The 19,342-nt window shown below is 45.5% G+C and carries 18 protein-coding genes; 12 read left to right on the top strand and 6 right to left on the bottom strand.

Features of this window, described 5'->3' with window-relative positions; translation table 11 throughout:
• Positions 1-24: 24 nt before the first annotated feature.
• Complete coding sequence (locus B5G11_RS01415; protein WP_087251900.1) at positions 25-327, bottom strand: hypothetical protein; 303 nt, start codon at positions 325-327, stop codon at positions 25-27.
• Positions 328-596: 269 nt separating this feature from the next.
• Here B5G11_RS01415 and B5G11_RS01410 point away from each other — a divergent pair, with 269 nt between their 5' ends.
• Complete coding sequence (locus tag B5G11_RS01410) at positions 597-1,661, top strand: helix-turn-helix transcriptional regulator (protein WP_087251899.1); 1,065 nt, start codon at positions 597-599, stop codon at positions 1,659-1,661.
• 78 nt (positions 1,662-1,739) lie between these two features.
• Here B5G11_RS01410 and B5G11_RS01405 read toward each other — a convergent pair whose 3' ends face one another.
• On the bottom strand, positions 1,740-2,402 hold the full coding sequence (locus B5G11_RS01405; RefSeq protein ID WP_087251898.1) for a GGDEF domain-containing protein: 663 nt from the start codon (positions 2,400-2,402) through the stop codon (positions 1,740-1,742).
• Between the two features lie 637 nt (positions 2,403-3,039).
• Here B5G11_RS01405 and B5G11_RS01400 point away from each other — a divergent pair.
• The 6 genes from B5G11_RS01400 to B5G11_RS01380 all read left to right on the top strand — a co-directional run bounded on the left by B5G11_RS01400 (position 3,040) and on the right by B5G11_RS01380 (position 12,323).
• Positions 3,040-4,455, top strand: coding sequence for a D-alanyl-D-alanine carboxypeptidase family protein (locus tag B5G11_RS01400; RefSeq protein WP_158099176.1), 1,416 nt, complete (start codon positions 3,040-3,042; stop codon positions 4,453-4,455).
• Positions 4,456-4,461: 6 nt separating this feature from the next.
• Positions 4,462-4,593, top strand: a complete 132-nt coding sequence (locus B5G11_RS16845; protein WP_255396377.1) for a hypothetical protein — start codon at positions 4,462-4,464, stop codon at positions 4,591-4,593.
• A gap of 207 nt (positions 4,594-4,800) precedes the next feature.
• The gene (gene ileS / locus B5G11_RS01395) at positions 4,801-7,956 is read left to right on the top strand and encodes an isoleucine--tRNA ligase (protein ID WP_087251896.1); all 3,156 of its coding nucleotides are present in this window, start codon (positions 4,801-4,803) and stop codon (positions 7,954-7,956) included.
• A gap of 38 nt (positions 7,957-7,994) precedes the next feature.
• On the top strand, positions 7,995-10,457 hold the full coding sequence (locus tag B5G11_RS01390) for a glycogen/starch/alpha-glucan phosphorylase (protein WP_087251895.1): 2,463 nt from the start codon (positions 7,995-7,997) through the stop codon (positions 10,455-10,457).
• Between the two features lie 66 nt (positions 10,458-10,523).
• The gene (locus B5G11_RS01385; RefSeq protein ID WP_158099175.1) at positions 10,524-11,420 is read left to right on the top strand and encodes a SpoIID/LytB domain-containing protein; all 897 of its coding nucleotides are present in this window, start codon (positions 10,524-10,526) and stop codon (positions 11,418-11,420) included.
• A gap of 24 nt (positions 11,421-11,444) precedes the next feature.
• On the top strand, positions 11,445-12,323 hold the full coding sequence (locus B5G11_RS01380; RefSeq protein WP_242958844.1) for a M23 family metallopeptidase: 879 nt from the start codon (positions 11,445-11,447) through the stop codon (positions 12,321-12,323).
• Between the two features lie 244 nt (positions 12,324-12,567).
• On the opposite strand, the gene B5G11_RS01375 is transcribed toward B5G11_RS01380, so the two are convergent.
• Positions 12,568-12,810, bottom strand: a complete 243-nt coding sequence (locus tag B5G11_RS01375) for a type II toxin-antitoxin system Phd/YefM family antitoxin (RefSeq protein WP_087166540.1) — start codon at positions 12,808-12,810, stop codon at positions 12,568-12,570.
• A gap of 207 nt (positions 12,811-13,017) precedes the next feature.
• Here B5G11_RS01375 and B5G11_RS01370 point away from each other — a divergent pair, with 207 nt between their 5' ends.
• The 3 genes from B5G11_RS01370 to B5G11_RS01360 all read left to right on the top strand — a co-directional run bounded on the left by B5G11_RS01370 (position 13,018) and on the right by B5G11_RS01360 (position 15,637).
• Positions 13,018-13,797 carry a class I SAM-dependent methyltransferase gene (locus B5G11_RS01370; RefSeq protein WP_087166541.1) on the top strand — a complete coding sequence of 260 codons (780 nt, stop codon included), beginning with the start codon at positions 13,018-13,020 and terminating at the stop codon, positions 13,795-13,797.
• Positions 13,798-13,994: 197 nt separating this feature from the next.
• Complete coding sequence (locus tag B5G11_RS01365) at positions 13,995-15,344, top strand: MATE family efflux transporter (RefSeq protein ID WP_087251892.1); 1,350 nt, start codon at positions 13,995-13,997, stop codon at positions 15,342-15,344.
• A gap of 8 nt (positions 15,345-15,352) precedes the next feature.
• On the top strand, positions 15,353-15,637 hold the full coding sequence (locus B5G11_RS01360) for a GIY-YIG nuclease family protein (protein WP_087251891.1): 285 nt from the start codon (positions 15,353-15,355) through the stop codon (positions 15,635-15,637).
• An 81-nt stretch (positions 15,638-15,718) separates the two neighbouring features.
• Here B5G11_RS01360 and B5G11_RS01355 read toward each other — a convergent pair whose 3' ends face one another.
• A complete protein-coding gene (locus B5G11_RS01355) occupies positions 15,719-16,378 on the bottom strand; it encodes a hemolysin III family protein (protein ID WP_087166544.1) in 660 nt (219 codons plus the stop codon).
• 249 nt (positions 16,379-16,627) lie between these two features.
• Between B5G11_RS01355 and B5G11_RS01350 the strand changes: the two genes are divergently transcribed.
• Together B5G11_RS01350 and B5G11_RS01345 are read left to right on the top strand one after the other, a co-directional pair.
• Positions 16,628-17,239, top strand: coding sequence for an ECF transporter S component (locus B5G11_RS01350; RefSeq protein WP_087251890.1), 612 nt, complete (start codon positions 16,628-16,630; stop codon positions 17,237-17,239).
• A 3-nt stretch (positions 17,240-17,242) separates the two neighbouring features.
• Positions 17,243-17,800 (top strand): ECF transporter S component, encoded by a 558-nt coding sequence (locus B5G11_RS01345; protein ID WP_087251889.1) that lies wholly within the window; start codon positions 17,243-17,245, stop codon positions 17,798-17,800.
• Between the two features lie 47 nt (positions 17,801-17,847).
• Here B5G11_RS01345 and B5G11_RS01340 read toward each other — a convergent pair whose 3' ends face one another.
• Together B5G11_RS01340 and B5G11_RS01335 are read right to left on the bottom strand one after the other, a co-directional pair.
• The gene (locus B5G11_RS01340) at positions 17,848-18,768 is read right to left on the bottom strand and encodes a TDT family transporter (RefSeq protein ID WP_087251888.1); all 921 of its coding nucleotides are present in this window, start codon (positions 18,766-18,768) and stop codon (positions 17,848-17,850) included.
• A 17-nt stretch (positions 18,769-18,785) separates the two neighbouring features.
• Positions 18,786-19,277, bottom strand: a complete 492-nt coding sequence (locus B5G11_RS01335; protein WP_087251887.1) for a C-GCAxxG-C-C family protein — start codon at positions 19,275-19,277, stop codon at positions 18,786-18,788.
• Positions 19,278-19,342 lie beyond the last annotated feature (65 nt).

The following is a 19,342-nucleotide window of genomic DNA, read 5'->3' as shown; positions in this document are numbered from 1 at the left end:
CTTCTTTCTTTTCAGAGTAACAGATTATACAGAAGCACTTCTTTCTACAAACCATCTTCCGACACGGCTTGGAAATAGAGGATCCGTACGTTCAAAAAACAGATGCTTTTCCTGACCGTGAATGACTACGGTATAACAGTCGCCCCGGGATAAAGCGGATGCAGGCCGGCAGTCCCGGACACTTTCGATGGGAAAGGTACGGCCGTCCGCCCAGGTGATGGCTGTCGGCTGCATATAGCCGGTGGCATCAAAAATGGAAGAAACACTGACATAAATGCGCTCTGTGGTATGTGGACCGGGAGCTGGACTGTGCAGGGTCTGATTCATACAAAGCGTCTCCTTTCCTGAAAATAGTGATCAAACAAAACAAACATATGTTCGAATTCTTCTGAGTTCATCATACTATAGAAAAACAGAGAATGTCAAGATGAAGAAACTTCCAGAAAAGAGAATCGTGTTCTGTTTTTCAGAAGAAAACCAATGGTTTCTTTTTTAACCCAAAGTTTAAAAAGCAGTTTATTGCTTTATGCAGCGGCAGATTGATATAATCAAAGCAGAACCGGACAACAGTTAGCGCGTATAAGGGGAAAAGAAAAATGAAAATCAATGAAATCATAAGAACAAGACGAATGGAGAAGCATATGACGCAGGAGCAGATGGCAGGATATCTTGGAGTGACGGCCCCGGCGGTCCACAAGTGGGAGAAAGGAACTTCCTACCCGGACATTACCCTGCTCCCTGCGCTTGCAAGGCTTCTGGACACGGATTTAAATACGCTGCTTTCTTTTAAAGAGGAACTCTCGGATCAGGAGATTGCCATGTTTTTGAATCATTTAAGTGAAGTGAGCGATGCGGATGGAGTAGAAAAGGCCTATGAAGAGGCGATGGAAAAGGTAAGGGAATATCCATCCTGCTATCCGCTGATTCTGAATATCGCGCTGTTTCTGGACGGGGCGGTATTGATGGATGTCAAGGTAAAGGAAGCGGAACAATACCGGGAGGAGTGTGAAGCGCTGTACAGGAGAGCACTCGAGAGTACGGATGCCCGGATACAGAATCAGGCGCGGTCCATGCTGATATCCAGGTACCGGGGACGGAAAGAGTATGATAAGGCATGGGAACTTCTGGAAGCTCTGCCGGATGAAAGCCCGGTGGATAAAAAGCAGGTACAGGCAAATCTAATGATTGATTGTGGAAAACTGCAGGAGGCTGCGAAGCTGGAGGAAGAAAAGCTGCTCATGGCCATGACGGAGATTCATTCGGTACTCATGACGTTGATGGAAATTGCCATCAAAGAAGAGCGGTTTGAAGACGCGGAGTACATTGCAGATGTATCCAGAGATGCATCGAAGCTTTTCGATCAGTGGGAGTATACTTCGTATGTGGCGCATTTTCAGTTATACTCAGCGCAAAAAGACTGGGTGAATACGCTGAAAGTGCTGGTGCCGATGCTGAAGTCAGTAACAAAGCGGTGGGATCTTAAGAAGTCTCCCCTTTACCGGCATATCCAGACAAAAAAAGTGGAGACTGAGGACAAATCCAGGATGAAGCAGATGTTGTTAAAAATGATCAAGGAAGATGAAGATACCGCATTTTTGCGGGAAAGAGACGAATTTCAGGATGCCGTCAAAGAAATAGAAGACGAAAACGGGGAATCATAAAAAAGCTTACAAAAACCCCGGTCGTCCGGCACGTGTGTACCGGATGACCGGGGTATATTTTTGCATTTTTCCTGTTGGTTATGCCTGCTGTCGTCGTTTCCCGGACCGGATTTTGATCAGATCGTAAATAGATACATAATGAAGTTCATCATTGTAAGCTGCTTCCGCATGGTAGGTGATCGGCAGCAGTCCGTTTGTCTCATTGTGAATCTCCACGCCGCGTTTCAGCCTTTCCAGAAACAGTTCTGTCTTTTCGTGGGAGTTTTCCCGGAAGATGGCGAGGAAAGTACGGCCGCTTTTTCTGCCGATAAAACACAGATCTTCCGCAGAAACCCGGAGAATATCCGCAAATTCCCGGAATACAGCATCTCCCGCCTCGTGCCCGTAAGTACGGTTCAGACGGTGGATATTGTCAAAAGAAATCACCGCGCAGGAAATGTCATCTTCCAGTACTGTTTCAGAAAGCTTTACGAGTTCGTTTTTTAGTGCGGAGGTATTCGGAAGCCGGGTCAGAGCATCTGTCTGGGCCAGCTGGAACAGCCGCTGTTCTTTCTTTTTCTGACGGTTCCAGGAAATCAGATCAAAAGCCAGAAACGCAAGGCATCCGAAAAGCCCGGAAAAGAGAAAGATGGAATATTCCGTGGATAAAAAGTGTTCAGCACGGAGCAGAATACAAAACGCCATAAAAAAGAATACGATGAATATACCCTGTATCCATTTTAAAGCTCTATAAGATTTCATTACCAATCATCTCCTTTGATGTTCCAATAGCAAACCAGGTATTATAATTAAGTATAGAAAGAAAAAGTAAAAAATATGTGTTTTTTTTCTTTGAATTTTATGAAAATCGTATCATAGTCTTGTGTCAAGTAAAATTTTAGATACAGGATGTTGATAACTATGTGGAAAGAGTGGATAACTTTGTGGACATGTTCCAAAAACGTTTGGATAAAGCTTGGAGAATACGTAGAAAAAAATAGTTGGTTTTCGACACGGGAAAGTGGATAAAGGGTAAAAAAGGAGGATAAAAAACCAGATTGAAGAAAAAGTTATCCACATAATAGGGAAAAGAGGGAATAAAAGAAAATAGAGCGGATATAGTAGGGAAAAGCCCGATTTTTAAGAGAAACTGAAGGATAGATACTAATAAACCGGGGAAAGAAAAGAGGAAAAAAAGAAAGTTATCCACAACTTTATCCACATAAGGTGGACAGTTTTGCATGTGGAGAAAAACGGTGTGAATATCGTGGAAAAAAGGAATCAGGATGTGTAAAAAGAAAAGTGGATGGAAAAGTGGATTTTTTTCACTTTCTTTCCGAAGATATGGTAAACTATAAGGTACGAAGAAAAACAGGGGAGACATATGATGAAAAGAAAAATGAAAAAAATACTGGCAGGACTGCTCTGTATTGCAGCGGTTACAGTGCCCGCATCAGGAGTCAGTGCGGCGGATGCAGAGGAGGAGGCGAAGCAGTCCTATGCGCTTCCGGTTCAGAGTAATGAGGTTGAAAACTGGCCGGAAGGTCCTGCAGTCTATGGAAAGTCGGCCATTGTGATCGATGCCGATACAAAGGCGGTACTTTATGCAAAGAATATTGATGATGAGCACTATCCGGCGAGTATTACGAAAGTGATGACAGCACTTCTGGCGGCGGAAAATGGAGATCTGGAGACTGGACGGGTGACGATCTCACAGGAAAGCGTGGATTTCCTCGAACCGGGGGACGCTTATATCGGGATGCGGCCGGGAGAGGAGATATCCCTGACGGATGCGCTGTACGGGGTACTCCTGGCATCGGCAAACGAGGTGTCCTACGCGGTTGCGGAAAATATCGGCAATACACTTTCAGGAACCGGAACGGGATATGAAAAGTTTGTGGCGGCCATGAATGACCGGGCCGGGGAGCTTGGTGCCACCCATACGCATTTTGTCAATCCGCACGGCCTGCAGGATGAAAATCATTATACGTCGGCACATGATATGGCACTGATTTCGTCAGAGCTGTTTTCTCATCCTGAGCTCATGGAAATCATGCAGACATATGAGCATACGATTGGCCCTACCAATCTGGAGACAGAGTCCCGGACATTCCAGCAGAGGCATGAGATGCTGGTCAGCTGGAACGATCATTATTATGAGTACTGTGTCGGAGGAAAAACAGGATATACTGATGAGGCCGGAAATACGCTGATTACTCTTGCGGACAACGGAAAAATGCACCTTGTCTGCGTGGAGATGGAGACAAGAGGCCAGCACATTTATGATGATACAAGAAGTATTCTGGATTACGCGTTTGAGAATTTCACCCGGCAGGAGGTAGAAAGCAGTGTTCTGGAGCAGGCACAGGAAGAAGCACATGCAACTGTCACGGAGACAGAACCGGTTTATGTAAGTCTTCCGGCTGACGCTTCCCAGGAAGACCTGAAGTTTGAGACCGGAGAAGAAAATGGAGAGTCCATGCTGTATCTGACGTATGAAGGACAGACTGTCGGCAAAGCAAAAGCGGATGTCGATGAGAAAGCCGTGGCCCGGAAGGAAAAAGAAGAGCAGGGAACAGCATCGGTTCTGGACACCATCAAAAATGTATTCGAGGGAAGACAGTGGATCGTGATCGTAGCGGCAGCGGCTGTAATCATTGTGGCAGTTGTGATTCTGATTCTGGTATTCCGCAGAAGAAGACGGAGATCGTTCCTGAGGACGAGCAGACGGCAGAAGCGTCTGGAGCGTCAGAGACGGAGAAGAATGAAGAGAGCCGCCAGAAGAAGCAGAAGGCGCGGAAGGAAAAGATGGTAAAAATACTTGACGCATACGAAAACTATCAAGTATAATAAACGAAGTATGGGACAGACCATACATAAATATATCGAAAAAGCGATGACGAAGAGAGTAAGACAGATGTCAAAAGCCTTCAGCGAGCCGGAGATGGTGTGAGCCCGGTGTAAGTAGACCCTGCCTGAAGATCACTTCCGAGCTGCAGACGCTGAACGGGAATCCTACTAAGCGCTGCCGGTATTCTGCCGTTACCAAGAGCGCATATGAACGTATGCAGTAACAGGTGGTACAGCGAAAGATTATACTCTCGTCCTATTACGGACGGGAGTTTTTTTTCTTAGAAAAATTCTAAAAGGAGAGAAGAGCATGTATCAGAAAGTTTCAACCGATTTGAAATTTGTTGACAGAGAAAAAGAAGTAGAAAAATTCTGGGAAGAAAACCATATTTTTGAAAAAAGTATGGAAAACAGAAAAGAAGGCGAGACATACACGTTCTATGACGGACCTCCGACGGCCAACGGAAAACCGCACATCGGACATGTCCTCACCCGTGTTATCAAAGATATGATTCCGAGATATCAGACGATGAAAGGAAAGATGGTTCCGAGAAAAGCAGGATGGGATACCCACGGACTGCCGGTAGAACTTGAAGTAGAGAAACTGCTTGGACTGGATGGAAAAGATCAGATCGAAGAATATGGTCTTGAGCCGTTCATCGGTAAATGTAAAGAGAGTGTATGGAAATATAAAGGTATGTGGGAGGACTTTTCTGCTACAGTTGGTTTCTGGGCGGACATGGAGCATCCGTATGTTACCTATGACAATGATTTTATCGAGTCCGAGTGGTGGGCATTAAAGCAGATCTGGGAGAAAGGACTTCTTTACAAAGGATTTAAGATCGTTCCTTACTGCCCGCGCTGCGGAACACCGCTTTCCGCGCAGGAAGTAGCGCAGGGATACAAGGACGTAAAAGAGCGTTCCGCAATCGTGCGCTTCAAGGTAAAAGATGAAGACGCTTATATTCTTGCATGGACAACAACGCCCTGGACACTGCCGTCCAACGTGGCTCTCTGTGTAAATCCGGACGAGTCCTATGTGAAAGTAAATGCAGCTGACGGACGTGTATATTATATGGCAGAGGCACTTCTTGATCAGGTGCTCGGCGGACTTGCAAAGGAAGAAGGCGAAAAGGCCTATGAAATTGTAGAGCGCTATACAGGAAAAGAGCTGGAAGGCAAAGAATACATTCCACTCTATGAAGGAGCTGCAAAGGCAGCAGAAAAGCAGAATAAGAAAGCATTTTACGTGTTGTGCGACACCTATGTTACACTGACAGACGGAACCGGAGTCGTTCACATTGCACCGGCATTCGGTGAAGACGATGCCAAGGTGGGACGCCGCTATGATATGCCGTTTGTACAGTTTGTAAACGGAAAGGGAGAACTGACGGAGGAGACACCGTTTGCGGGTATCTTCTGTAAAAAAGCAGACCCGATGGTTCTTGAGGATCTGGACAAGAGAGGACTTCTCTTCTCAGCTCCGAAATTTGAGCACAGCTACCCACACTGCTGGAGATGTGACACTCCGCTGATCTACTACGCAAGAGAATCCTGGTTTATCCGCATGACAGAAGTAAAGGATGACCTGATCCGAAATAATAATACGATCAACTGGATTCCGGAAAGCATCGGTAAAGGCCGTTTCGGCGACTGGCTGGAAAACGTTCAGGACTGGGGTATCAGCCGGAACCGTTACTGGGGAACTCCGCTGAATATCTGGGAATGTGAATGTGGACATCAGCATTCCATTGGAAGTATCGAAGAGCTGAAATCAATGTCCGACAACTGCCCGGACGATATCGAGCTTCACCGTCCATATATCGATGAAGTGACGATCAAATGTCCAAAATGCGGAAAGGAAATGCACCGTGTGCCGGAAGTGATCGACTGCTGGTTTGACAGCGGATCCATGCCGTTTGCGCAGCATCACTATCCGTTTGAGAATAAAGAACTGTTTGAGCAGCAGTTCCCGGCAGATTTCATCTCCGAAGCGGTAGACCAGACAAGAGGATGGTTTTACTCTCTGCTTGCGATTTCCACACTGCTCTTCAACAAGGCGCCGTATAAGAACGTCATTGTTCTTGGACATGTGCAGGATGAAAACGGCCAGAAGATGAGTAAGTCCAAAGGAAACGCGGTTGATCCGTTTGAGGCTCTTGAAACTTACGGAGCCGACGCGATCCGCTGGTACTTCTATGTCAACAGCGCACCGTGGCTTCCAAACCGGTTCCATGGAAAGGCAGTCCAGGAAGGACAGCGTAAATTCATGGGAACACTGTGGAATACGTACGCATTTTTCGTACTGTATGCGAATATTGATGAGTTTGACGCTACAAAATATAAACTGGAATATGAAAAACTGTCCGTCATGGACAAATGGCTTCTTTCCAAACTCAATACGCTTGTAAAGACGGTAGATGACAATCTTGCCAATTACCGGATTCCGGAGACTGCAAGAGCACTGCAGGAATTCGTAGATGATATGAGTAACTGGTATGTCAGAAGATGCCGCGAGCGTTTCTGGGCAAAAGGAATGGAACAGGATAAAATCAATGCGTATATGACACTGTATACAGCGCTTGTGACAGTATCAAAAGCGGCGGCTCCGATGATTCCGTTCATGACAGAAGAGATCTATCAGAATCTCGTAAGAAGTCTTGATCAGAGTGCGCCGGAAAGCATTCATCTGTGCGACTTCCCGGAGGTAAATGAGGCGTACATCGACGCGGAACTGGAGCGCTACATGGACGAAGTTCTGAAGATCGTTGTAATGGGCCGTGCATGCAGAAATGCGGCTAATATCAAGAACCGTCAGCCTATCGGCAAGATGTTTGTCAAAGGTGTGGAGGAACTTCCGGAATATTACAGAGAGATTATTACAGAAGAGCTCAATGTAAAAGAAATGGAGCAGACAGAGGATGTCCGGGCATTTACAACCTACACATTCAAACCACAGTTAAAGACAGTCGGACCAAAATACGGAAAGCTGCTTGGCGGTATTAAGAAAGAGCTCGAGACTCTGGACGGCAATCAGGCAATGGATGATCTTGAGAGCAATTCCGAACTGAAATTCACAGTTGATGGAAATGAAGTAGTTCTTACAAAAGAGGATCTGCTCATTGACATGACACAGACAGAAGGATATGTATCTGAAAGCGATTATGGAATTACAGTTGTTCTGGATACCAATCTGACACCGGAACTTCTGGAAGAAGGATTTGTGCGTGAAATCATCAGTAAGATCCAGACGATGAGAAAAGAAGCCGGTTTCGAAGTGACAGACAAGATCCATATAACATATACTGGAAGTGAGAAAGCAGAAACTGTTTTCGCAGAGAACCGACAGGAAATTTCAGAAGATGTTCTTGCTGTATCCATGGAAAAAACAGAGCCGGCAGGCTATGTAAAAGAGTGGAAAATTAACGGCGAGGCTGTTACGATTGGAGTGGCAAAAGAAAACTAATCATCAGACATTCAAAATGTTCAGGAAGGAAAAGGAAGATGTACAGTAAAAGATTTGAGAAAGAAGCTTTTAAAGAGGAAGTAAAGAATAATATTAAAAACCTTTATAGAAAAACAATCGAAGAAGCAACCGGACGGCAGATCTTTCAGGCAGTTTCCCTTGCCGTAAAAGAGACGATCATTGATTACTGGCTTGCGACGCAGGCAGAAATGGAAAAAGAAGATCCAAAGACAGTATATTACATGTCCATGGAGTTCCTGATGGGAAGGGCTTTGGGCAACAACCTGATCAATATGACTGCATATAAAGAAGTCAAAGAAGCGCTGGATGAGATGGGAATCGATCTGAATGCGGTAGAGGATGAGGAACCGGATCCGGCTCTTGGAAATGGTGGTCTCGGAAGACTTGCAGCCTGCTTTCTTGATTCCCTTGCGACACTGGGGTATCCGGCCTACGGCTGCGGAATCCGTTACCGTTACGGCATGTTCAAGCAGAAAATCGAGAACGGATATCAGGTGGAAGTACCGGACAACTGGCTCAAGGACGGCAACCCGTTTGAGATTCGCCGTGATGAGTACGCAAAAGAAGTCCGTTTCGGAGGAGATGTACGAATCGAATACGACCCTGTGACGAAACGGAACAATTTCATTCAGGAAAACTACAGCTCTGTTCTTGCTGTACCGTATGATATGCCGATTATCGGATACGGAAATCATGTAGTCAATACACTGAGAATCTGGGATGCGGAAGCAATTACGGACTTCCATCTGGACGCGTTTAACCGCGGTGATTACAGACATGCGGTGGAACAGGAAAATCTGGCAAAGATGATTGTAGATGTGCTTTATCCTTGTGATGACCACTATGCAGGAAAAGAATTACGTCTGAAACAGCAGTATTTCTTCATCTCTGCCAGCCTTCAGGCGCTGCTGGTACGGTATAAGAAGAAGCATGACGATGTCCGTAAACTTCATGAGAAAGTAACCATTCAGATGAATGATACCCATCCGACACTGGCAGTTGCAGAACTGATGCATCTCCTGATTGACCAGGAAGGACTGGAGTGGGATGAAGCATGGGATGTGACGACAAAGACAGTTGCCTATACGAATCATACAATTATGGCGGAGGCCCTGGAAAAATGGCCGGTTGATCTGTTCTCCAGACTCCTTCCGCGTATTTATCAGATTATTCAGGAAATCGACCGCAGATTTATTGAACAGGTCCGCTCCAGATATCCGGGGGATGAAGGAAGAGTTGCCAGAATGGCTATCATCCGCGACGGTCAGGTGAAAATGGCACATCTTGCCATTGTAGCGGGATATTCTGTAAACGGTGTGGCAAGACTTCACACAGAGATTCTCAAACATGAGGAGCTGAAAGATTTCTACGACATGATGCCGGAGAAATTCAATAATAAAACAAACGGAATTACCCAGAGAAGATTCCTCATGCATGGAAATCCGCTCCTTGCAGACTGGGTGACAAAGCGCATCGGAGATGGGTGGATTACCGACTTGTCTCAGATGAGCAGGCTGAAAAAATATGTGGATGATCCAAAAGCGCTTGCGGAATTCCGTGAGATTAAATACCAGAACAAGCTGCGCCTGGCAGAATATATTAAGAAATATAATGGAATTGAAGTGGATCCGAGATCGATTTTTGATGTGCAGGTAAAACGTCTCCATGAATACAAACGTCAGTTTTTGAATATTCTTCATGTGATGTACCTGTACAATCAGATCAAAGATCACCCGGAGATGTACTTCTATCCGAGAACTTTTATCTTTGGTGCGAAGGCAGCGGCAGGATATGTCCGTGCCAAGGAGACAATCAAGCTGATCAATTCTGTTGCGAATGTCATCAACAATGACAAGAGCATCAACGGAAAGATCAAAGTTGTATTTATCGAAGATTATCGTGTATCCAATGCAGAGATCATCTTTGCGGCAGCAGATGTCAGCGAACAGATTTCCACAGCATCCAAAGAGGCATCCGGTACCGGAAACATGAAATTTATGCTTAATGGTGCTCCGACTCTTGGAACCATGGATGGTGCCAATGTAGAGATCGTTGAAGAAGTTGGAATTGAAAATGCATTTATCTTCGGACTTTCATCCGATGAGGTTATCAACTTTGAGAACAACGGCGGATACAATCCGGCAGATATTTACTTTAATGACTGGGACATCAAACGAGTCGTTGATCAGCTGATCGACGGAACGTACTCCAATGGAGACAGGGAGATGTACAGAGATCTCTACGATTCACTTGTCAACACACACGGTCAGGAACGTGCGGACAGATACTTCATTCTGAAAGACTTCCGTTCTTATGCAGACGCACAGAAACGTGTGGAAGAAGCATATAAAGACAGAGAAGGATGGGCTAAGAAAGCGCTCATGAATGTTGCATGCTGCGGCAAATTCTCTTCTGACAGAACGATTCAGGAATACGTAGATGACATCTGGCATCTGGACCACATTAAGGTTGATGCATAATTCGCCTGCAAAAAGGACAGGAATAAGAATAAAAATCCTCTCATACGTTGTATGGGAGGGTTTTTTATGCTTCGGAAATGGAAAAAATATGGCTGTATTTTGTTTCTTCTGATTGCGCTGCCATATGTAATCACGATTTTTATCAACGGGCCGATGCGCCTGGCGCCTCCACGGCAGGAGGAAACAGAAGTAATGGTGCAAAGCGGGGAAGATGACAGGCTTTTGACCATGTCTCTGGACGCGTATGGAATGGGCATGCTGGCAAAAGAGATCTCGATGGAGATGGATATAGAGACGATCAAAGCGCAGGCGGTCATTGTGCGGACCGGGATCTACAAAAAGATGACAGAGCAAAAAGAAGGAGAAGAACTTGTTTTTACCGATCATTTTTATACAGTGGACGAAATGGAAAAAGAGTGGAAGAGCCATATGCAGGAATATTATGAGAAGCTTTCAAAAGCGTGGAATGAGACGAAAGAAAGAATTCTTGTTTATGAGGATCATCCGGCATATACACCGTACTGCCGTCTGACAAATGGAAAGACAAGAGATGCGAAAGAAGCACTCGGAACGGATCAGTATCCGTACCTGAAAAGTGTAGACTGTGCGGAAGACAAGGATGCGGAGGATGCGTTTCAGTCAAAAGAAATCGATGGAACCGGGTATGAAATCACAAAGCAGGACAGCGCCGGATATGTGCTGGAGATCAGGCAGGGAGAAGAGACAATGGATGGAGATACGTTCCGGGACCGGTGGGAGCTTGCTTCGTCCTGCTATACATTGAAAGAAGAAAATAAAAAAACGATCGTCATCACTCAGGGTATCGGCCATGGACTTGGAATGAGCCAGAATATGGCCGAATCCATGGCGAAAGAGGGAAAAGACTACAAAGAGATTCTGAATTATTTTTTTGAAGAAACTGTCTTAAAAGAAGTTGCGGAAATTTTGAAAGACACAGAATAAGCTTCCTGGTTTCTGGCAAAGATAATGCCAGAGGTGATGAAGATGAACAACAATAAGCGCGCTCCTAAAAAACGTCGGGGAGCAAAAATCGGGCTGGCAGTCTGCATGGCGGCAGCAGTAGTTCTGACGGGTGTCTATACATTTCAGCAATACAAAAGCAATGTTAAAAATGAGATGGCAAAGATTGAGGAGGAAAGCCGTCAGGAGCTGGAAGAATACCAGAGCGCAGATGCGGGGGATGTAATCAATGATTCTACAGACGATGTGACAGAAGAAGGAGTATCTGATTTTTCCGGCAGCGGTATTTCTGAAGAGGCAGAGGATCCTGCATCCTCCGGCACAGATGCGGCAGATAACGGTACAGCTTCCGGCGGGACGACATCCCAGAGCGGAACTTCCAGCACGGACAGTACCGCAAACGCAGTAGATTCAGACAGCAGTACGATTGATTCCGCGGAAACGGCAGGGGCCGGCAGCGAGATCAATTTCAGCGAGGGCGACAAGCTGATCTGGCCGGTCAGCGGCGCGGTTCTGATGAATTACAGCATGGACAAGACCGTGTACTTTGCAACACTGGAGGAATATAAATACAATCCGGCTCTGATTATCGGAGGAGCTGTCAACGATCAGGTCATTTCCGCAGGAAAAGGAATTGTCAAATCCATCGACAAAACGCCGCAGGAAGGAACGACCGTTACAGTAGACATGGGAAACGGATATGAGGCCATCTACGGACAGCTGCAGAATGTACAGGTCAAGACCGGGGACAGCGTAGAAGCAAAAACCGTGCTCGGCTATCTGGCGGAACCTACCAGATACTACAGCGTAGAAGGGTGCAATCTGTACTTTGAATTCCGCAAAGACGGACAGCCGATTGATCCGTTACAATATTTAAGCGAATAACATCCAGGGGCGGCTCTGACGGAGAGAGTGCCCCCTGGATTTTTCAGTGTTGTACCCCCCCTGTTTTATAATCTTTTACGGACTTCTATCTTTTCTGCCACAGGGGTGTGACTTTTAAATCTGATGTGAAAGAATCCAGTGAAGCAATTCCTGTGCTTCTATCTCTCCAGCAGCCCGGACGAACCGCCGGTTTCGGTAATCAGCTGGTCATGGATAAGAAGTATTTGTGATTTGGATAGCCGTATCATTTGGCAAGCACCTCATAAGCCTGACGATTCTTTTCAATCAAGCGCCGGGAAATGGACATGACATCCTCATCAGCAGCAAGCTGCTCCTGTTCAGCTGACGAAAACTCCATAACCAGATAACGGGGAACATTGTTTTTCAGGATGACTACTGCGCCGCTCTCATCTACAAGGCGGGCTACTTTAGAGAAATTCTGGTTTGCCTCTGTAATGGAGACCAGATTGTTTGTATTGATATTCATAGGGAAACCTCCTTTGCTTTCGTTACTTTTATTATATCCAAAAATAGGAGAAATTCAACCTATTCCCTGTGAATTTTTGTAGCTAAGGGGAGGTCAGAATATCTACAATCTTCTCCCGTGGGAACTCTGAAAACGTATGTGACTAAGAGAAATAAATATGCTAAAATCAACTTATAATGCCAGGGGAAAGGAGTCGGAGAGACGGCAATGAGTAATTGGAATGATGCAGAAGTCGTAAAGCAGCAATATGCAACTGAAACAAATTTGAATATAAGAATCGCTATTCACGAAAAATATTCAACGAATAAAATGGGGTTTGGAAACTGGATCTTTTCTAATTATGAAATTTCTGATGGGATGAAAGTGTTAGAATTGGGATGCGGAACAGGAGATATGTGGAAAGACAAAGAAGCAATGATTGCTTCCTGCTCAAAATTGGTACTTTCTGATTTTTCTGCTGGTATGGTCAAGGTTTCCAAAGAAACTGTCGGCATCCATGATAATGTTGAATACCAGGTTATTGATATTCAGGATATACCGTTTGGGGACGAAACATTTGACATCGTAATTGCCAATATGATGCTGTATCATGTGCCGGATTTACATAGAGCGTTGACAGAGGTAAGGCGCGTGTTAAAAAAGGGTGGAAAATTTTATTGCGCTACTTATGGAGAACATGGTATTACAGAATATCTCACGACATTATTTTCTGAATATGGGGTTGAAGACAGCATAAATAAAAATTTCACACTTCAAAATGGGTACGAAATACTAGGAAAAGTTTTCTCAAAAGTTGAGAAATTAGAATATGTGGATTCGCTGCAAGTAAGGGAAGTGGACGATATGGTCGAATATATTTATTCGTTATCCAGCATGATGCCGTTGCGGAATGTGCCTAAGCAGGATGTTAAGAATATGTTACTTCAACATACTTCCAATGGCATATTACATGTGCCGAAAGAATACGGGATGTTTCGAGCGGAGTAGAAATGATTGCAAACGGCGGAATCATTTGATAACTATTGTCAAATTCTGTCGGAGAAAATATGTTTGACAGTCCCGCCGTGGTGTGATAACATAAATTGGTCAAAATTGAAAAGCAAAGCAAAGATCATATGGTTTTCCTGTTTCAGAATTAAACAGGCATATGGTCTTTTTTATTCTGTGGAAGAAGGAGAGAGAAAATGGAAAAGACGAATGAGTTTATGAAGACCGGAAAGGTATTTCCGCTTCTGATGTCCATGTCGGTCCCTATGATGCTTTCCATGCTGATTCAGTCGCTGTATAATATTGTCGACAGTATTTATGTATCAAGGCTTGGAACGGACGCTTTGACGGCGGTTTCTCTTGCGTATCCGCTGCAGAACGTGGTGACATCGGTGGCGGTCGGAATCGGAGTCGGAATCAGTTCGGCCATTGCGATCCATCTTGGGGCCGGAAGGCAGGAGAAAGCGAATAGGGCTGCGACTATTGGAATTGCGCTGACGGTGATTCACTGTATTTTATTTGTGATTCTTGGACTGCTTGTCACAAAACCGTTTCTTGCGATGTTCACAAAAAATAAAGTGATTGTGGATCTGGCGTGCGATTATACTTATATTGTACTGTGTCTGTCCTTTGGGTGCCTTTTGCAGATTGCCTTTGAGAAGATTTTTCAGGGAATCGGTGAGATGAAGATTACGATGATTCTTCTTGCGACCGGGGCGGTCATCAATATCATTCTGGATCCGATTATGATTTTCGGACTTCTCGGCTGTCCGGCCATGGGAGTAAAAGGCGCGGCATACGCTACGGTTATCGGCCAGATTACGGCGTTTCTGCTCTATATTGTCGTATATAAGAGACGGCGGTTTGCCGTTCAGATCCATCCGAAGTATCTGAAGCTGGATAAGGCAATGATCCGGCAGATTTACAGTGTAGGAATTCCATCCAGTATTATGCTGACGCTGCCATCGGTTCTGGTCAGTGTGCTTAACCGGATTCTGGGAGGATTTTCGGATGTGTATGTGGCGGTTCTGGGAGTTTACTATAAGCTTCAGACTTTCATTTATATGCCGGCGAATGGAATTGTGCAGGGAATGAGGCCGCTGATCGGCTATAATTATGGAGCGGGAGAAAAAGAGCGGGTGAGAAGCATTATCCGGTACAGCCTGTTATCCGCAGGATGTATTATGCTGATCGGTACGGTGCTGTCGCTTACTGTTCCGGGACAGATTTTCGCGCTGTTTGATGCGGAAGAGTCTCTTCTGCAGGCGGGAATTACGGCGCTTCGGATTATCTGCCTTGGATTTCTGGTTTCCACTATCGGTGTGATTTATTCCGGAGTTTTTGAGTCGATAGGAGAGGGAAAGCATTCTCTTGTAATTTCACTCTTGCGGCAGTTTGTCATCACGATTCCGTGTGCATTTTTGCTGTCCCGCGTTTTCGGACCTGCAGGGGTGTGGATATCTTTTCCGGCCGGAGAAGTCATCGCTGCAGTGGCGGCGGTTATTCTTTTGAAGCGGTTTAAAGAGGGAGCATATTCACCTTTTTAGGAGGAAACATGGAGGAGAAGAAAGAAACGATCCAGAAAAATTATACTTATATTCTGAAGTGCAGTGACGGGACACTTTATACCGGATGGACCAATGATCTGACAAAGCGCCTGAAGGCCCACAACGACGGCAGAGGCGCCAGATATACGAAGACGAGACGTCCGGTTGCGCTTGCCTACTATGAGAGCTTCTGTTCAAAAGAAGAGGCGATGAGGCGGGAATATGAGATCAAACATTTGACACGGAAAGAAAAGGAAAAGCTGATTCAAAATCAAAAAGAAAACCCGGCCTGATGTCAGATCAGAGCCGGGTGAGAAGACTGTGCATCGTGCATGGTCTTTTTATTTTGCAATCCGGTTATTACGGTAAGATTATTACAGTACGAAGGCATACATCACGATAAAGTGGCACATGCTTCCGCCCATTACAAAGAGATGGAAAATCTCATGGGAACCGAAATTTTTGTGGCGGTTGTTGAAAATCGGAAGCTTCAGTGCATAGATGACACCGCCGATTGTATAAATGATACCGCCCGCAAGAAGCCATCCGAATGCTGCCGGGGAAAGGGCATTTAAAATCTGAGTGAAAGCAAGAACACAGGTCCAGCCCATTCCGATATAGAGAACGGAAGAAACCCATTTCGGACAGAATACCCAGAAGGCTTTCAGGATAATTCCGACAATGGCGATGCCCCACACGAGAGCAAGAAGGATGGTTCCTGTCCGCCCTTTTAACGTAATCAGGCAGATCGGGGTGTAACTTCCGGCAATCAGGACGAATATCATCATGTGGTCAATTTTTTTGAGAATCGTATTTGCCCTCTCAGAGAGATCAAACGTATGGTAGGTGGTGCTCGCCGCATACAATAAGATCAGGCTGAGGGCGTAAATACTCAGGGAAATCAGATAAATATGATCCGGCTCCCTTGCGGCCTTGATTAACAGCGGAACTGCAGCAAAAATAGCCATCAGCATTCCGATAAAATGTGTAATGGCGCTTCCTGGATCTTTTAAATGTCTGCTATGTCTATTCATAAAACTACCTCCTGTCTGAACATGCTGGAAAAACAACATGTAGTTTTTGATACTACGTAATCTATATGCTAATATTATATCCGATATTCCAAAAAATCAATAGTAAAATTGCGAAAGAAAAATAAAGATTTGAACAGAAAATATTTAAAATTCACAACTGGACTGGTTAAAAATAATAAAACTGGATGTTTTAAAGAATCCAGTTTGGTGATAATATGAGGCAAGAAACAGAGGAAAGAGGGCAGAATTATGAATCAGAGACATCAGACAACAACTAAACTTGCGCAGACCGCGATTTTCGCGGCATTGTGTTATGTAGCATTTGCGTTTTTGCAGATAAAAATTCCGGTTCCGGGCGGCGATGCGACGTCGATCCATGCAGGAAATGCATTTTGCGCGCTGGCGGCGCTGATCCTTGGAGGCGGTTACGGAGGGCTGGCCGGAGCAGTCGGCATGACAATCGGAGACCTCCTGGATCCGATTTATATTGTAGGAGCACCGAAGACATTCGTGCTGAAATTCATGATTGGTCTGATTGTCGGGCTTGTTGCGCACAGAATCGCCAAGATCAACGACAGTACCGATAAAAAGTATGTGATGAAATGGAGCACACTGGCGTGTGTGGCAGGGCTTGGATTTAATGTGATCGCAGATCCTGTTGTGGGGTATTTTTATAAGCAGTATATTCTCGGACAGCCGCAGCAGATGGCGGAGACACTGGCCAAGATCAACGGGGCGGCGACACTGATCAATGCGGTCGTATCGATCGTGCTTGCCGGACTGCTTTACAATGCGGTCCGCCCGGTTCTCTTAAAGAGCGGGTTGATTACGAAAGAGATAAGAAGGACAAAGGCGGTATAAGAAATGAACGACCGGAAAATCAAGACGATAGTAAGTATGGCTTTTTTTACGGCGATTACATTCCTTGGGATTCAGGCGTTCCGGATTCCGGTTCCGGCGGTGGTCGGAACACCGTTTATCCACTTTGGACACGTATTTGTGGTACTGGGAATGCTTCTTCAGGGCGGCAGGAAAGGGGCCGTCACCGGAACAGCAGGGCTTGTCGTTTTTGACCTCCTCAATGGATATGTACAGTCCATCCCGCAGGTATTTGTGGAGACGATTGTGAAATGTCTTCTGGTGGGAGCGCTGTTCGCATGGTTCCGAAAAAGAGCAGACGGCGATCAGAAAAAGGAGTACCAGGGCGCTGTGATCTGCAGTATTGCCTACGCAGTTTTAAATATTTTCATTGAGTGGGGAATGGGAATCCTTGGACTGGTTCTCACAGGAAGCGGTATCGGCGCGGCAGTGGCAGCATCCACCGCTTCGATTCCGGCAACCGTATTCAATGCAGTCTTTATGGCTGTGGCGGTCAGCATCCTGTATCTGCCGGTGAAACGGATTTATCAGAGAGTGATGTAAAAAGAAAAGGAAGAAATCGCGGATGATTTCTTCCTTTTTTCTGTGTCTTATTTCTTTCCTGCGAATAAGAATCCCATAAACCGGATAAAGACATAGGCAACAAACAGGACTGCGATCACGGTCTCGATCGTCACCACACCGGAGAGGAAAGAGATTGGTCTGCCCATGTTCATCAGGCAGGCGGAAGCCTGTTTCATCGCGATGGCACTGATGACAAACGGGAAAGTGAAGGATGCATAGGACGGATAGAATGGAAGCTTCAGGTATGTCACTGCTTTAACAAGCGAGAACACATACAGGATTGCTGCCACGATCATCAGTCCGATGAGCGGTCCATAGGATTTTGTCTCTACCGACTGGGTATAACCTGCGATACAAAGGCTTGCAGGCGCCGCATAGATACAGATCAGCGGCTTTGCAGGTTCCGGAATTTCCTTAAAATTGATGTACCGGTATGTAATAAGAATCAGCAGTACAACAAGTGAAATCAGGCCGAACCAGAAAGCGGCCGCTCCGATGGTCAGCCGGCCGAATGCCGGAGCTGTCACTGCTGCAACTGCAATTCCTACATAAACGATAAAGTAACTTGCAAATACTTTTGGCATCTGAAGCTTCACGATAAAAATTACTGTAAAATACAGGATCATTACGATGTGAAGCAGGATTGCCAGAATCCAGATCACAAATGCTGCATTTCCGATAAAAGGCTTTACATAAGTACTCAAAAGCATGAGTGCCATAGGAAAGGTGGCAGCAACACTTGCCATGATCGGATTTTTCATGTCCTCTTTGATCATGCCCGGAAACAGAATCAGTTTCAAGATAAGCAGGATCAGAAGGAGGCCTGCGAGAATACCGCAGAAATAGCGGACTCCCTCGGAATAACTCTGCAGAAGATTGCCGAGGGCGGCAAGACCAAGCATGACCCCGCTCAAAGGTACGGGTACTTTTTTGATTACATTTTTCATTGTTGCTGGCCCCTCACTTAAGCTGTCTGTTCATCTGTATTTGTAAGTCCAAGTTCGCGTACAACGATCTCAGCTACTTTTCCGGCACAGAGTCCGGTGAAATAGATGCACTGCTCTTTGTGTTCGCCCTTGCCCATGTCAAATTCTTTTGTCAGGACACGGCAGCATACGGAGTGCTTTCCGTTTGCTTCACGGAACCAGCTGTGAAGTTCGTTTGTCAGTTCCATACATTTTACAACCTTTGGATCCTTCGGTCCGTTTGGCTCTGTTCTTCCGAAAAGCATGCCAAGAGCAAGGATGCCACCGTTTAATGCGCCACACATACAGCCGGAACGTCCTGCTCCTACGGACATACCGGAAGACATTGCAATGACCTCCTTCGGAACATCAAGCTCGAAATTGTCTCTTACAGATGCCATAACAGCTTCGCAGCAGAAGTACCCGTTTCTATAGTAGTCCTCAGCGTCTTTGCGCACTTTGCTTACACTTACTTCATTTTTTACGTTCATTTTTTCTTCCTCCTTTGAATGTGTAACTTCTGTGGTAAAAGTATAAGGCAGAGGAAGAATGGTGA

The sequence above is a fragment of the Drancourtella sp. An57 genome (assembly GCF_002161525.1).
Lineage (GTDB): Bacteria > Bacillota > Clostridia > Lachnospirales > Lachnospiraceae > Sellimonas > Sellimonas catena.
This window is presented reverse-complemented; position numbering and strand designations above follow the sequence as displayed.

Coding starts and splice junctions, on each gene's coding strand:
- B5G11_RS01415 (WP_087251900.1), bottom strand. CDS start 327: ATGAATCAGACCCTGCACAGTCCAGCTCCCGGTCCACATACCACAGAG.
- B5G11_RS01410 (WP_087251899.1), top strand. CDS start 597: ATGAAAATCAATGAAATCATAAGAACAAGACGAATGGAGAAGCATATG.
- B5G11_RS01405 (WP_087251898.1), bottom strand. CDS start 2,402: ATGAAATCTTATAGAGCTTTAAAATGGATACAGGGTATATTCATCGTA.
- B5G11_RS01400 (WP_158099176.1), top strand. CDS start 3,040: ATGAAAAAAATACTGGCAGGACTGCTCTGTATTGCAGCGGTTACAGTG.
- ileS (WP_087251896.1), top strand. CDS start 4,801: ATGTATCAGAAAGTTTCAACCGATTTGAAATTTGTTGACAGAGAAAAA.
- B5G11_RS01390 (WP_087251895.1), top strand. CDS start 7,995: ATGTACAGTAAAAGATTTGAGAAAGAAGCTTTTAAAGAGGAAGTAAAG.
- B5G11_RS01385 (WP_158099175.1), top strand. CDS start 10,524: ATGCTTCGGAAATGGAAAAAATATGGCTGTATTTTGTTTCTTCTGATT.
- B5G11_RS01380 (WP_242958844.1), top strand. CDS start 11,445: ATGCCAGAGGTGATGAAGATGAACAACAATAAGCGCGCTCCTAAAAAA.
- B5G11_RS01375 (WP_087166540.1), bottom strand. CDS start 12,810: ATGAATATCAATACAAACAATCTGGTCTCCATTACAGAGGCAAACCAG.
- B5G11_RS01370 (WP_087166541.1), top strand. CDS start 13,018: ATGAGTAATTGGAATGATGCAGAAGTCGTAAAGCAGCAATATGCAACT.
- B5G11_RS01365 (WP_087251892.1), top strand. CDS start 13,995: ATGGAAAAGACGAATGAGTTTATGAAGACCGGAAAGGTATTTCCGCTT.
- B5G11_RS01360 (WP_087251891.1), top strand. CDS start 15,353: ATGGAGGAGAAGAAAGAAACGATCCAGAAAAATTATACTTATATTCTG.
- B5G11_RS01355 (WP_087166544.1), bottom strand. CDS start 16,378: ATGAATAGACATAGCAGACATTTAAAAGATCCAGGAAGCGCCATTACA.
- B5G11_RS01350 (WP_087251890.1), top strand. CDS start 16,628: ATGAATCAGAGACATCAGACAACAACTAAACTTGCGCAGACCGCGATT.
- B5G11_RS01345 (WP_087251889.1), top strand. CDS start 17,243: ATGAACGACCGGAAAATCAAGACGATAGTAAGTATGGCTTTTTTTACG.
- B5G11_RS01340 (WP_087251888.1), bottom strand. CDS start 18,768: ATGAAAAATGTAATCAAAAAAGTACCCGTACCTTTGAGCGGGGTCATG.
- B5G11_RS01335 (WP_087251887.1), bottom strand. CDS start 19,277: ATGAACGTAAAAAATGAAGTAAGTGTAAGCAAAGTGCGCAAAGACGCT.